Below are 14,499 nucleotides of genomic sequence, written 5' to 3'. Positions count from 1 at the left end.
TTCATGGCACCCTGCCTGGACGCCGCCCGGCCAGCCGGGCGGCGCGGTGTCAGTCCGCGCCAGACTCTCCCTCCATCTCATACAAATCCAGGTCTGCGTGCCGTCTGGTGCGGACGCCACACATTCCGACCTGACGCTTGCTGGATCATCGAATATCATGGGCTCTGACCGAAGGCCGGCGCCGGTTTCCGCCATCGGTCCCGCAATCGATGGTATCCAGGCGAGCGATGAGCTATGACGGTCAAAAAGATCGAATTTCCGGAAGATCTGAGCGCCTCTTCCGAATATCTGCGGATGGCTGTGCCATTGATGATCCAGCGCCAGATTCCACCCACTCCGCATAATTATGCCTTGTGGTATGTGCACGTCCAGAATCAGCATCCCGAACTCAGCGAGGCGCTGCTTGAGCAGTTTCCCGGCCCGGGCTTATATGACCATGAAAAAAGCGAATGGCTTTTCTTCGAGTTCTTTATCAGGAATTATCTGCCCAACAGTCCTGACATCCAGAACCTGCTTGTCAATATCGTGGCTCAACTGGCGCAGGCGGTTTCCAAAAATGTGAAGGGAACGCAAAAATATGGCGAGACCTTAAAAGAGGCCATGGATGTTTTTGATATGGCGGTCGATTCGGATCGCATTCGTGATGCCCTCACCCAGTTGCTTGCCGATACCACCACCGTTGAAAATCTGAATCAGGAATTTCAGGTCGAGCTGCAATCGGCCAGAATCGAAGTTGAGCATCTCAGAAAGGAACTGGAAGAAAGCCAGCGCAGCGCACGCATCGATTCATTGACCAGGATCGCCAATCGGCGCGCCTTCGACGATGCGCTTGATCAATCACTCAGCATGACCGATGAGCCAACCTGCCTGCTCTTGCTGGACCTGGATCATTTCAAGCAATGCAATGACACCTATGGTCATCAGATGGGGGATCGGATTCTGGAAATCGTTGGCGGAATCCTGGCCGGATTTCAGACCGAAACCGTCTTTGTGGCACGCTACGGCGGCGAGGAATTCGCCGTGATCGTCAATGATCGGGCAGCCGTCGCGCGTGCTCTTGCCGAGACGCTGCGGCAGAAAGTGTCGGCGCTCCGCCTCAAGCGCAAAAATTCGACCGAAGTGATTGGCAGCGTCACCGTTTCGATTGGACTGGCGCAGGCACGCGAAGGCGAAACGGCCCAGAAGCTGGTCGAACGCGCCGATGTCGCGCTTTATCGCGCCAAGCACAACGGGCGCAACTGCGTCATCACCTGGGGTGAGTCGGCGTGACGCAGTTTAAAATTTCATATTATTTAATATCTTAAATCGCTCCAGCTCCGATAATTGTCGATGCCGCCAAGGTCTGTTCAAGCCAAAAACATCGCATACCGTACTGGGCGCGATTTAACAGAGATCGAAGCGGTCAAATTCCATGCTGAACTGCCCCCGGCCCTGGGTCAGGCTGCGCAGGCTGGTGGTGTATCCAAGCAGGGTATCCAGCGCGGCCTCAAGCTGGATGGCGACCTGATCGCCATGCGGCGCGGTGTCCTGAATGATGGCCTGACGGGCCTGTAGATCGCCCAGAACGACGCCGAGACTGACCTCGGGCGCCACCACTTCGACCCGCATGATGGGATGCATGAGTGCGGGCTGGGCCGACTCCAGCGCCTGACGCATTGCCTTGCCGGCAGCGGCGGCCAGCACTTCCAGCGTCGAGCCCTGGCCGAAGAGTTCGACCTCGATGACCTCGACCAGCAGATCCAGAACCTGCGCCCCTTGCAGTGGGCCGGAGGCGAGCGCGCCTTTGATCGCCTCTTCAATGGCGTGCGACTGCGCGGGAGTCAGTTCGCTGCCCGTCGGCAGAATCTGAGGCTTGAGCAGAATCCGCTCGCCTGCACCACGCGACAGGGGCTCCAGCGCGACTGTGACGCGCGCCATCCGATCCGGCTGGCGCGGATCGGATATCGGCGGCGGGGCGAACAGCGCGTCGGCGCGGGCGGCGCGACGGATGGTCTCGCGCACGGCAACGGCGGGGCGACCGCTGCGGACCTGGAGTCCAAATTCGCGCTCCAGGCGTTCGAGCACGATCTGTAAGTGCAGCTCACCCATCCCTCGCAGCAGACGCTGTCCGGTTTCGGGGTCTTCCTCGACGCGCAGGGTCGGGTCTTCCTGCTGAACCTTGTGCAGGATCTCCAGCAGTTTGTCCTCGTCGGTACCCGCAGCCGGCTCAATGGCCAGTCCGAGCACCGGGGCGTGGGTCGCAATGCGCTCCAGATTCAGGACATGACCGGGCGTACAGAGCGTGTCACCGGTAGCGGCGAAGCGTAATCCGGCCAGGAGCACGATCTGACCCGCCTCGGCCTGATCGAGCCTGGTTTTTTTGCCCGCGTCCACCTCGAAGAGGCGCGCGACCTGTTCGTGCTGGAGCCGGCCATCGCCGGTGCGGAATTCCACGGTGTCGCCCGGCTTGAGGACGCCCCGGTAGAGTCGTGCGAAGACATGACGGCGACCCTCCCAGAGCTGCACCTTGAAGGCCAGTGCAGCCAGCGGCCCATCGTTGCTCATGTGGATGCTTTCCTGAGCGCCATCGGGCAGGTCAGCGATGGCTGGTGGCCGATCCAGGGGCGCGGGCAGGAAATCCAGAACCCCATCCAGGAGTGGTTGCACCCCCAGATTGCGCAGTGCGCTGCCGCCATAACAGGGACAAAGCAGACCGGCGAGCGTCCCCCGGCGGATGGCCGTGCGCAGCGCCTCGGGTGCAGGCGCTTCATTCGCCAGGACGCACTCCGCCAGCTCGTCATCAATCTCCGCCGCCGCCAGCAGCAGGGACTCGCGCAGGTCGGCCAGCGACACCCAGAGCGGATCGGGGCAGGGTTCGACGATGACCATTTCGCCCTGTTCGCCGGTGAAACGAATCAGGGTTTGATCGATCAAATGGACCACGCCGCCCAACTCCATGACGGGCACGGTAATCGGTGCCGGCTCTGTCTTGAGACGCTGCCTGATGGCTGCCAGCGAGCGGACGAAATCCGCGCCCGGACGGTCCATCTTGTTGACGAAAAAGAGCGTCGGCAGCTTGAAGTGCGAGCGTTGACGCCAGACCGTCTCGGTCTGCGGCTCAACCCCGCGCACCCCGTCCAGGACCAGAATGCAGCCGTCCAGCACCCGCATGGCGCGCTCCACCTCGATGGTGAAATCGACATGGCCGGGGGTATCGATGAGTTGCAGCAGATGGTCGCGCCAGGGCGCTTTGGTGACGGCGGCGGTGATGGTGATGCCGTGGCGCTGTTCCTCAGCCAGATAGTCCATGTGGGCTGCGCCATCATGCACCTCGCCAATCTTGTAGGAGGCGCCGGTGTAGAAGAGGATGCGCTCGGTGAGCGTGGTCTTGCCGGCATCCACATGAGCGGCGACCCCGATATTGCGAACATGCGACAATCGGGATGGATTTTTCATCGGTTTTTAGAATCGCTTTTTCACTGACACAGGAGAACATTGGATGATGAGTGGCTTGGAATTTGGCAGACGTCAGCGGGCCTGGCTCGCGACGGCGGTCTGTGCAGCGCTGCTTGGCGGAGGCGCCATGCGCGATGCTCAGGCCGAGACCTTTCGGTTCGACAACCCGAACGACTCGGTTGTGGGCGTGCCCTTCTATTTCACGGCGCGCAACAAGGATACACTGCTGGATATCGCCCGCCAGAACAATCTGGGTTACGACGACATGCGTCAAGCCAACCCAAAGGTTGACGTGTGGGTGCCCGGCGAAGGAACAGAGGTGATGGTGCCAACCCTGTTCGTACTGCCGAATGCGCCGCGCATCGGGATCGTCATCAACCGCGCCGAAAAACGGCTCTATTATTATCCGCCGAACAATCCCGATCAGGTGCGGATCTATACGATCAGTGTCGGCAAGGACGCCATGGGCACCCCGCTCGGCAACTTCAAGATTATCGAGAAACGCAAGGATCCGATTTGGACTCCAGGGCCGAATGTGCGCGCGTCACATGCGGCGCGTGGTGACATCCTGCCGGCGCAGGTTCCGCCCGGCCCGGACAATCCGCTCGGGCGTTACGCCATGCGTCTGAGCAATCCGGATTATCTGATCCACGGCACCAGCATGCCCTGGGGGTTGGGAATGGAGGTCAGCGGAGGTTGTATCCGCATGTATCCGGAAGGCATTGAGGAGCTGTATGGACTGGCGAGCGTCGAGACGCCGGTCGCCATCGTTGATCAGCCTTACAAGCTCGGCTGGCGCGGAGACGATCTCTATCTTGAGGTACAGACGGGAGAGAAGAGCGTGCGCAAGAGCGCAAGGGCGGTCATTCCTGAATCGGTAGCGAATGCCGGGGGAGTCGTGATCGACTGGAAGGCGGTGGAGCGGGCGGTCGAGGAAGACTCCGGCGTCCCACAAGTCGTGGGACGCCGGGATCATTCAGGCAATGGGTCTTACTTGCCCATGACCTTCTGATACATGCGGTCCAGACGCTCGGTGTTCGAGTTGCAGCAAGCCTGGGCGCCGTTCGCGGCGTCCAGCGCCTGCTGGGCCATGTCACGAGCGGTCTGGTCGGTGGTGCAGCCCATCAGGGAAACGCTCAGCAGGGCCGCAGCGGACAGAGTAACGATTTTGGTGATCTTGGTCATTGGTTCATCTCCAGTAGAATTGGGTATCAGGCCCAATATTTATAACACATTATGCAGATTTTTCCGAACCTCGCGTGCTCCAAAAACAACGCTGCGTCAGACCTTTTCGCCAAGGTCCGAGCCGAACCTGAGAGTGGCCGTTCGCGCGGGATACCGGTACTGACGGACAAGCGAGCATTGGAGTCGGAAGCGGTGCTAAAGATTGAGGCAAATCTGACTCAACATCAAGCCCACAGAAGGGTTAATCAGAAGATTTTTTGCAACGGATGCACAGTCACAACGTCACGGAATATCTGACCCCTTGCCTGCAAACCAGTTTTCCAAAAAAAAATAATTTAAATCCAATGAATTAAATGAATTTATCCTACTTCCCCTCAGATCGACCAGACCGAAGCCATCGTTGCAGATTCACGACCCCCTCCTGAACAAACCCTGACGGCAAGCGAAACAAAACGAATCGATGCGCTAAACCAACAGTCGCATTATCGCCAACACGCCTTCCGCGCGCCCGGCTCTGGAGGAGATCCCTGTCATGGGGCACAATTTGTCCGTATTCGATTTGCCGATGCGACGGATTCCCGACCAGCGGTCCCCTGACTCACACCATGCCATTGAAGCCCATGCCTTGCATCATCCCTGACTCCCCACCAGATTTCTCCGCACATCGCGCACCCCCGTCAACCATCGTCGCGCACATCGCCTGAGGTGATAACGATGCATCGCTACGCTGGACGCGCCGCCCTGGCGCCTTCCCCTCCCCCTTTCCGCTGCGACGGATTCACCCGCGATGGCGTGATCACCGCCATCTCCGGCGCATCCCTGTCACTGAGCGCACTGCCCCCTTTTCTGCGCGCGCTCCTGGTGACCGACGGCACCGTCACCAAGATTCTGGAGGCTTATTTCTGGGAACCGGTCGTTGTGGACACGCTTGAACAGCGCTTCGAGTCCGCTCAGGAACCGATTCCCTGGATCCAGCTTGAAGCTGGCGACACCTGTCTGGCTCGCGACGCCCGGCTGCGCGGCACCGACAGCAACCGGAGTTTCGCCGATGCCTTCTCGCTGATCCGCATCGGGCTCATTCCACCGGGATTCCGCCAGCGCCTGATCGATCGCGAAATCGGCATTGGTGTCCTGATCCGCGACAGCGGTCTGGAGAGTTATCGTGAGGTGCTGGACGTCGGCCTGGATCACACCGCAGAAGGCGCTTCAGCGGTTTTTCGAACCTACCGCATCTTCATCGACAGCCAGCCGGTGATCCTCATCACTGAATATTTCCCGCTGGATCTCTATCGCGGCGGCGCCTGAACCCAGTCAGGCGTGGGCGTCGGCATCCATCCCATCATGAAACTGCAACCGATGCAGCCGGGCGTAATAGCCGCCGAGTGCGAGGAGTTCGGCGTGGCCGCCCTGTTCGACGATCCGCCCGCTCTGCATGACCAGAATGCGGTCAGCATTCTCGATGGTGGAGAGCCGATGGGCGATGACCAGGGTGGTGCGCCGCGCCATCAGTTCCTCCAGCGCGGCCTGGATGTAACGTTCGGCTTCGGTGTCCAGGGCTGAGGTCGCCTCATCGAGAATCAGGATGGGCGCATCCTTGAGCATGGCACGCGCAATCGCAAGCCGCTGGCGCTGCCCGCCCGAGAGCAGCACGCCCCGGTCACCGACGAGGGTCTCGAAGCCCTGCGGCAGGTCGCGGATGAAATCGAGCGCATGGGCGCTGGCGGCGACGCGCTCCAGCTCGGCCAAGGTCGGCGGTTCGGCGCGGCCATAGGCGATGTTGCTGGCGATGCTGTCGTTGAAGAGCACCACGTCCTGGCTCACCAGCGAGATCTGGGCGCGCAGGCTGGCGAGCGTCAGATCGCGGATGGGGATGCCGTCGATCAGGATCTCGCCCGCCGTGGGGTCGTAGAAGCGCGGCAGCAGATTGGCGATGGTGCTCTTGCCGCTGCCGGACTGGCCGACCAGGGCGATCTTTTCGCCCGGCTCGATCTTCAGGTTCAGCCCTTCAACCGCTGGGGGCTTGTCGGAGGCATAGACATGGCTCACGTCGCGATATTCAACCCGCCCCCCGGCGCGGGTGAGCGTGCGGGTGCCCCTGTCTTCTTCCTCTTCAGCGTCCACCAGCTCGAACAGACTTTCGGCGGCGATGATGCCGCGCTGCAACTGGGCGTTGACCGAGGTCAACCGCTTGACCGGCGGCAGCAGCAGGCCCATGGCGACCACGAACGACATAAAGGCGCCGACCGAGATGTTTTCTTTCAGACCCTGCATGGTGGACAGATAGACCACGACGGCAATGGCGACCGCCGAGATCAACTGCACCAGCGGCACGCTCGCCGCTTCGGTCGCGATCATCTTCATCTGGAGCGAGCGGGTCTTTTCGTTGATGGCGTTGAAATGTGCGGCCTCGCGTGCCTGACCGCCGAATGCCTTGACCACGCGATGGGCGTCAATGGCCTCCTGCGCGACCTGGGTGAGATCGCCGACCCGGTCCTGAATGCGCCGGCTGTGATGACGGAACCGCTTGGTGGCGTATTTCACCGCGCCGGCCATGACCGGGCCGATCACCAGAAAGATGAGCGACAGCGCGGCGTTCAGATAGAGCATATAGAGCATCAGACCGATGACGGTGAAGCCGTCGCGGACGATGGTCGTGATCGCCGAGGTCGCGGCGGTGGAGACGTTTTCGACGTTGTAGGTGAGCTTGGCCAGCAGATGTCCCGAGCCCTGATGATCGAAATAGCGGGTCGGGGCGCGCAGCAGATGGGCGAACATCTCCCGGCGCAGATCCGCGACCACACGCCGCCCGACCCAGCTCAGAAAATAGGTGTTGATGAATCCGGCGATGCCCCGCACCACGAAGAGCGCCACCAGCAGCAGCGGCATGAGCCGCACGATGTCTTCGTTGCGCTCGACGAAACTGCCGTCGATCAGTGGTTTCATCATGGCTGCAAACAGCGGCTCGGTGGCGGCGAAGATCAGCATGCCGAAGATGGAGAGGGCAAACATCCGCCAATAGGGCCGGACATAACCCAGCAGACGCCGGTAGATCGCACGGGCGTCGGTGGTTGGCAAGGATGGATCGTGACTCATGGGGCGGGCGCATCCGGTCGGGTGGCGGCAAAGGCGATCTGATTCAGGCCCGCCTGACTGGCGGCGTCCATCGCGGTCATCACCGCCTGATGCGGGGTTCTGGCATCGGCCTGGATCAGCACCGGCAGGGCTTTGTGCTCGCCAAGCGCACCGGTCAGGGCGCGCACCAGGGTTTGCGGTTGATCATCGACCAGCGCCTGATCGTTGACGAAAAAATGCCCGGCCTGATCGATGAGCAGACGAATCATCGTTGGCTCTTCAGCCGGAATGTTCTCGCCCTGGGCCTCGGGCAGTTGCACCCGCAGCCGCGCCTCGTCTTTGAAGGTGGTCGAGACCATGAAAAAGATCAGCAGCAGAAACACCACATCGATCAATGGCGCCAGATTGATATCGACCGGCTCGCGGCGGCGCGGGCGCAGATTCATGCACGTCTCCGGAAGGTATGAAATGAAAAAGCGATCATCCAGCAGGGATGTTTTTGAGGCAGTACCACAATGATCGTAAACGATAAAATCAGAAAATCTCCCTGTCTTAACAAGCATATTAAACCGCGCCCAGCGCGGTATGCGATCTTTGTGGATCGAATCGGCCCTGGCAGACTCAAGGATTATCGGTGCTGGCGCGGTTTAAGATATTAGAAAATATAAAATTTTAAACCGCGTCTCCACTGATGTCGTTGACTTTCCCAGAGCCAAACACAAATTGAAAATTACGCATATCGCACTGGACGCGGTTTTAGGTGTGGGCCAATCATTTGGGCAACCACCCGCTTCAAGATATTGCGACCGGGATCATACTCTGCGGCGCTCGCTTGACGCCCTCGGGGTGCCTGTCTAATCTGAACCCGGCCCAACAATCCTGCGCGATCCCCTGATCGATGCAGCGATTCAGGCGTTATCGTCCAATCTGTCGCAACCCCTTGCCCGCCGGCTCCGGCAGTGTCAGGGACACCGGCGAACATCGCACCGAGCAGCCAGCGTGTATCCAAAGTATTTTGGGCTCAAAGAGCCCAGTTTCTCCATTGCGCCCGATCCCCATTATCTGTTTCTCAGCGAACAGCATAAGGAGGCGCTGGCTCATCTGCTGTATGGCGCGGGCGAGAGCGGCGGTTTCGTGCTGCTGACCGGCGAGGTGGGGACCGGCAAGACCACGGTCTGCCGGGCCTTTCTGGAACAACTGCCGGATGGCGTGGATGTGGCGCTGGTGCTGAATCCGACCCAGACCGCCAGCGAGCTGCTGCTGAATCTGTGCGATGAGTTCGGTATCCCGGTGCCGCCTGGACGGCGATCAGTCAAACTGCTGGTGGATCGGCTCAACCAGTATCTGCTGGAATCCCATGCCAACGGGCGCCGCCCGGTGCTCATCATCGATGAGGCGCAGAATCTCCAGCCGCAGGTGATGGAACAGATCCGGCTGCTGACCAACCTGGAAACCACCAAGCACAAGCTGTTGCAGATCTTTCTGATCGGCCAGCCGGAATTGCGGCGCATGCTCGAAAGCGAGCAGTTGCGACAGATCAATCAGCGCATCACGGCGCGCTTTCATCTGATGCCCTTCAGTCTCCGGGAAACCGGCGATTACATCCGCCATCGCGTCGCTGTCGCGGGTGTCGATCGCCCGCTGTTCACCGCCCGCGCCATTCGTCTCATCTACCGGTATTCCGCCGGCATCCCGCGTCTGATCAACATCCTCTGTGATCGCGCCCTGCTGGGAACCTGTGTGACGCGCGGCTCGCAGGTGACACCGGCCATCGTCGCCAAAGCGGCCCGTGAGGTGCGCGGCGAACCGCTGGATGTCCAGCCGCCCTCCCCCATCGCGCGGCCCGCCTTTCTCGCGGTCGGCGCCTTCGTGCTGGCGCTGGCGGGTGGCTGGTGGGGCTATGGCTGGATCGCGGGCGATCCAGGCGGTCGTCTCGCGGCGCTCTTTGCAACCCAGGGGACGACCGCCGAACCTGCCACCACACAGGCCACCGCAACGCCCGCCATGCCCACAGCGGAACCCGCCGTCCCTGCCGAACCGGTTGCATCAACTCCAGCACCACCGCAGAGCGAACCGCTCCCGGCGCCAGCCACAGAACTGCCGCTCATCGCCCTGTCCAGCTTCGAGGGCGAGGCGCTGAACAGGACGCAGGACAGACTGGCGCTGTCCGAAGCCGATGCGATGCGGCGTCTGCTGCAACGCTGGGGGATGAAGCTGGAGGATCCCGGACGCGGCGATCCCTGCGCACGTCTGGCGCGTGTCGGTCTGCGCTGCGCACGCGAACAGGGCAAACTCAGCAATGTCCGCTTTTTCGATCTGCCCGCGCTGCTGCGAATCACCAATCCCGATGGCGCGGGACGCTTTGTCGTGCTCAGTGCACTGACCGAGACCGAGGCCACCCTGGATCTGGCGACCGGCAGCGAGCGGGTGCCGATCGCGGGACTGGAACGTATCTGGACCGGCGCCTATACCCTGGTCTGGCAGCCGCCGCCGAGCGGCGCGACGCTGATCGGCCCGGTCTCACCCCCTGAGGATGTGCGCTGGCTGCGTCAACTGCTGCTTCAGGTGCCTGAACCCGGCCTCACGCCCAGCGACTCGCCCGCCTTCGATGCCGCGCTGACTGGCGCACTGCGCGCCTTTCAGACCGCCAGCGGCCTGCAGCCCGACGGAATCGCCGGCCCGCGCACGCTTATTCAGTTGACCCGGTCGGTCAAGATGCCGGGTATCCCCTGGCTCAGTCAGGGAGGCGCCATGTCCGGGAAGGAGGTGGGCACACCATGAGTTATATCCTGGAGGCATTGAAAAAATCGCAGCAGGAGCGCGAGCTCGGTCAGGTGCCGACCCTGGACACCACGGGCATCTTCAGTGAGGACAAGGAGCCGATTCCGACCAATCATTGGGGACTGCTTGCCGTCGGTCTGGCGGCATTGGCGGTGGTCATTGCACTCTATGCCGCGCTGCGCGGGCCGACGGCGCCAGTCGTCGTTTCAGCGCCACCGGCCCCGGTTCTGCCACAGCAGACCGATCCGCGCGGCACGGCACCGGCACCGCTCGATCCCTCCTGGTCAGCACCAGCCGAGCCGCTGGTCGAAGCGCCGCCACCCAAACGCTCGCCCCGCGTCAGCCCGGCCCCGACCCTGCCGGGGTCTGATCGCGGCGAAGGCGTCATAATGGATGACGATCTGCCCTATCCCAACCCGAACTTCGATCCGGCACGGGATGCCCTGGCGGACCCGCAACTGGAGCTTGAACTGCAACGCCAGTTGGCAGCCGAGCAGGGTGACAGTGCCGCCGCCAAGCCGGCACCCATTGCGCCGCCTGAACGCACCCCCATTCCAAGCGATCTGATCGACGACATCGAAGCCTTCAAACAGCAGGTGCGGCGCGAGCAGGGCGTGCCGCCGCCAGCGTCCAAACGTCAGCCGGCCAGACTCAGCGGCGATCTCACCCGGCTGCGCCTGACCGCCGCGCAGCAGGCACAGCTTCCGGGCTATCTGATGACCGTGCATGTCTATGATCCCGACACCGCGAAACGCTTTGTCGTGATCAACACGCTGAAATACCGGGAGGGCGAGGAAACCCGTGAGGGGCTGCGGGTCGAGCGCATCCTGCTCGATGGCGCGGTCCTGAGTTATCTCGGCAACCCGTTCTTTGTGCCGCGCTGAACGGCGTCCCGAGTGACCCATGCTGTTTCGAGTGAAAGCTGGTCTGATGGCGACCAACAACCTTCGGTGAGACGCCGTTCAGGTAAAATTTAACCGGTACGAACGACCTTAAACCGTAACGCAACCTCTCAGGCGACATCCTTATGACCGAGCAAAAGCCGCGCGACCCGGATGCTCTTCACCGCCATTTACGCGATGTGAAAGAGTTGCTGTCGCGTCAGCAACTGGTCGAGGATCTCGTCCACCGCCAGCGCATGCCGCATCAGAAGCTGGTTGAATCCATCACCCACAAGCAGAATCTGGCGCGGCTGCGGCGCAAGCTCGATCAACTGCATCCCGCCGACATTGCCCACATTCTCGAAGCCCTGCCGCTCACTGAACGCCGCTATGTCTGGGATCTGGTGCGCGCCGAGAAGGACGGTGACATCCTGCTGGAGGTCTCGGACGCCGTCCGCGCCACCCTCATCGAGACCATGGACCCGGACGAGATCAGGGCCGCTGTGGAGACCCTGGATGCCGACGAACTGGCCGATCTGGCGCCCGATCTGCCGCCGGAGGTGATGCAGGAGGTCATCGACTCGCTCGATCAGGAGGAACAGGAGCAGGTGCGCGCCGCCATGTCCTATCCCGAGGGCACGGTCGGCGCCCTGATGGACTTCGACATGGTGACGGTGCGCGAGGACGTGACCCTCGAAGTGGTGCTGCGCTATCTGCGCCGCTTCGAGGCGCTGCCGGACCATACCGACAAACTTTTCGTCATCGACCGCGAGGAGCGTCTGCGCGGTGTCCTGACGTTGGAGTCGCTGCTCATCAACGAGCCGGAGACGCTTGTTTCTGAGGCGATGAAGGCCAGATCGCTCGTGACCTTCGCCCCGAACGATGACGCCTGCGGCGCGGCCAAGGCGTTCGAGCGTTACGATCTGGTGTCGGTGCCGGTCATCGATGCGGAGCGGCACCTGATCGGACGGATCACAGTAGCCGAAATGGTCGATCAGATCCGCGAAGAGTCCGAGGCCGAGATCTTCAGTCATGCCGGTCTGCGCGAGGAAGAAGACATCTTCGCGCCGGTCATCCGCTCGGTGAAAAACCGCTGGGCCTGGCTGGCGATCAATCTGGTGACGGCCTTCGCCGCCTCGCGCGTCATAGGGCTGTTTGAGGGTTCAATCGAAAAGCTGGTCGCGCTGGCTGCGCTGATGCCAATCATCGCCGGCATCGGTGGCAACGCGGGCAATCAGACCATCACGCTGATCGTGCGCGCCATCGCCATGGGTCAGGTCGAACCGAGCGCGCTGTGGCGGCTGCTCGGCAAGGAGCTGGGCGTGGCGCTCATCAATGGTCTGATCTGGGGCGGCGTGGTCGGGCTGCTGGCCTGGTGGCTCTATCTGAGCCCGTCGCTGGGTCTGGTCATGACCGCCGCCATGATTCTCAACCTGCTGCTCGCCGCCACCGCCGGGGTGCTGATCCCGCTGATCCGTCAGCATTTTGGCCGGGATCCGGCGCTCGGCAGTTCGGTGCTGATTACCGCACTGACCGATTCCGGCGGATTTTTCATCTTCCTGGGACTGGCGACGGTGTTTCTGCTCTAAACCGCATCCGGTGCGGCAGGCGGTGCTTGTGCATTGGTCAGGTCTCGCTGGCGACTGATGAACGTCCGCGCTGACACGGTTTAATCGGTGACGAACTGATACTGACCGGGGCTGATCTGCTTGGCGTGATACATGGCGGTATCCGAACGCTGGATCAGTTGATCGACCGTCTCGCCGTCCTGCGGAAAGAGACTGATGCCGAGACTCGGGAGACAGGTCAGCTCCAACTTGTCGATCCGGTGCGGCAGGGTCAGCGCCGCGATGGCGGTGCGCGCCGCACGCGCTGCGTCGTCGCTGTCGCCGATGCGCGCCAGCACCACGACGAACTCATCGCCACCCAGCCGCGCAACCAGATCCTCGGCGCGGAAGGCGTCCCGCAGCCGCTGCGCAACCGACTGCAACAGCCGGTCACCGACCGCATGCCCGTAGGTGTCGTTGATCGGCTTGAAACGATCCAGATCGAAAAAGAGGATCGCCAACTGGTCGCCCGAGCGGCGGGCGCTCGCCAGCATGTGATTGGCCAGTTGATCGAGCAGGGCGCGGCTGGGGAGTCCGGTCAGCGGATCGTGCTGCGCCAGCCGCACCGCCTGATCCTCGGATTCCTTGCGCCGGGTGACATCCTGATGCACCAGCAGCACACGCACCACGGTGTCCGCCCCATTCCGGATTGACTCCAGACGGGCCGCGAACCAGCGGTAAATCCCGTCCTTGCGGCGCAGCCGATATTGGATCTCGCAAGGCGCGGCATGGTCCTCGGCGGCGAAGCCACCGAGACAGGCCAGGATCCGCTCGCGGTCTTCGGGGTGCAGCAGGGTGGCCCAGTCGCCGAGCCACCGTGGGAGTTCACCCAGCGCATAGCCGGTTTGCCGCCACCATTCGGGCGGAAAGAAGACCGCATTGGTGCGGGGATCCCATTCCCAGAAGGTCAGTTCGGCGATCTCGGCCACCAGACGCAGCCGTTCCTGCGTGTCGAGCAGATCGCGCTCGCTGCGCTTGCGTTCGCTGATATCGACCAGATTGACCCGCCACACGGACGGGTCGCCCTCCACTTCCGGCGCGAGCGTGGTCTCCAGACGCACCCAGACCGGCTCGGCATCCGCTTGACGCAGGCGTATTTCGTAGGATTGGCGCTCGCTGGTGGACCAGAGCTGCTGACGATGGCGGTAATGAATGTCCTGATCTTCGGGAAGGATGAAACGGCTCAGAGGCTGGTCGAGCAGATGGATGCGCGGGGTTTCGAGCAGTCTGGCCGCCGCCAGATTGGCCTGCTGGATCAGGCCCAGTTGGTTGAGGGTCAGATAGCCCACCGGGGCCAGCTCATAGAGGTCAAAGTAGCGCATGAGCGACAGTTCCAGTGCATCCTGGACGCGGCGCAGCTCATCGTTCTGCATCTCCAGTTCGATCTGATGCACGCGCAGTTCATGCACCAGTCGCCTGGCCGCCTCGGGGGTGATGGCGTGCTCGTCCACGTCCAGGATCCCGAGCTGCGCCTCCGCCCGCTGGCGCAGGGTTAGCATTGATACCGGGTCACTCGCAAAAGCGACTGGCACATGGCG

The 14,499-nt window shown here is 62.0% G+C and carries 11 protein-coding genes; 6 read left to right on the top strand and 5 right to left on the bottom strand.

Annotated elements, in window-relative coordinates; genetic code table 11:
* Positions 1 to 234 precede the first annotated feature (234 nt).
* Positions 235 to 1,269 carry a GGDEF domain-containing protein gene (locus tag EDC35_RS07885; protein WP_132976687.1) on the top strand — a complete coding sequence of 345 codons (1,035 nt, stop codon included), beginning with the start codon at positions 235 to 237 and terminating at the stop codon, positions 1,267 to 1,269.
* Between the two features lie 114 nt (positions 1,270 to 1,383).
* Here the strand turns inward: EDC35_RS07885 and EDC35_RS07880 are convergent, their stop codons facing one another.
* A complete protein-coding gene (locus EDC35_RS07880; RefSeq protein WP_132976686.1) occupies positions 1,384 to 3,435 on the bottom strand; it encodes an elongation factor G in 2,052 nt (683 codons plus the stop codon).
* A 46-nt stretch (positions 3,436 to 3,481) separates the two neighbouring features.
* Here EDC35_RS07880 and EDC35_RS07875 point away from each other — a divergent pair, with 46 nt between their 5' ends.
* A complete protein-coding gene (locus tag EDC35_RS07875; RefSeq protein ID WP_132976763.1) occupies positions 3,482 to 4,447 on the top strand; it encodes a L,D-transpeptidase family protein in 966 nt (321 codons plus the stop codon).
* Here EDC35_RS07875 and EDC35_RS07870 read toward each other — a convergent pair.
* Entirely contained in the window at positions 4,426 to 4,620 is a 195-nt protein-coding gene (locus EDC35_RS07870) for an alanine-zipper protein (protein ID WP_132976685.1), read from the bottom strand. The two genes, EDC35_RS07875 and EDC35_RS07870, sit on opposite strands and share 22 nt — an antisense overlap.
* A gap of 714 nt (positions 4,621 to 5,334) precedes the next feature.
* Here EDC35_RS07870 and EDC35_RS07865 point away from each other — a divergent pair.
* A complete protein-coding gene (locus tag EDC35_RS07865) occupies positions 5,335 to 5,925 on the top strand; it encodes a chorismate--pyruvate lyase family protein (protein ID WP_132976684.1) in 591 nt (196 codons plus the stop codon).
* A gap of 6 nt (positions 5,926 to 5,931) precedes the next feature.
* Here the strand turns inward: EDC35_RS07865 and msbA are convergent, their stop codons facing one another.
* Both msbA and EDC35_RS07855 read right to left on the bottom strand, forming a co-directional pair.
* Positions 5,932 to 7,713, bottom strand: coding sequence for a lipid A export permease/ATP-binding protein MsbA (gene msbA, locus EDC35_RS07860; RefSeq protein ID WP_132976683.1), 1,782 nt, complete (start codon positions 7,711 to 7,713; stop codon positions 5,932 to 5,934).
* A complete protein-coding gene (locus tag EDC35_RS07855; RefSeq protein ID WP_132976682.1) occupies positions 7,710 to 8,138 on the bottom strand; it encodes an ExbD/TolR family protein in 429 nt (142 codons plus the stop codon). The genes msbA and EDC35_RS07855 overlap by 4 nt, the downstream gene beginning before the upstream one ends.
* A gap of 553 nt (positions 8,139 to 8,691) precedes the next feature.
* Here EDC35_RS07855 and EDC35_RS07850 point away from each other — a divergent pair.
* From EDC35_RS07850 to mgtE, 3 genes are all read left to right on the top strand, one after another.
* Positions 8,692 to 10,473: an ExeA family protein gene (locus EDC35_RS07850; RefSeq protein WP_132976681.1), complete on the top strand. Its 1,782-nt coding sequence runs from the start codon at positions 8,692 to 8,694 to the stop codon at positions 10,471 to 10,473.
* Complete coding sequence (locus EDC35_RS07845) at positions 10,470 to 11,357, top strand: general secretion pathway protein GspB (RefSeq protein WP_132976680.1); 888 nt, start codon at positions 10,470 to 10,472, stop codon at positions 11,355 to 11,357. Before EDC35_RS07850 ends, EDC35_RS07845 begins: the two co-directional genes overlap by 4 nt.
* Before the next feature lie 143 nt (positions 11,358 to 11,500).
* Complete coding sequence (mgtE, locus tag EDC35_RS07840) at positions 11,501 to 12,943, top strand: magnesium transporter (protein WP_132976679.1); 1,443 nt, start codon at positions 11,501 to 11,503, stop codon at positions 12,941 to 12,943.
* A gap of 80 nt (positions 12,944 to 13,023) precedes the next feature.
* Here mgtE and EDC35_RS07835 read toward each other — a convergent pair whose 3' ends face one another.
* Entirely contained in the window at positions 13,024 to 14,460 is a 1,437-nt protein-coding gene (locus EDC35_RS07835; protein WP_243651527.1) for a sensor domain-containing diguanylate cyclase, read from the bottom strand.
* Positions 14,461 to 14,499: the final 39 nt, after the last annotated feature.

The sequence above is a fragment of the Thiobaca trueperi genome (assembly GCF_004342175.1).
Classification (GTDB): Bacteria; Pseudomonadota; Gammaproteobacteria; order Chromatiales; family Chromatiaceae; genus Thiobaca; species Thiobaca trueperi.
The sequence above is the reverse complement of the archived record's forward strand: the minus strand, read 5'-3'. Positions and strand labels throughout refer to the sequence as shown.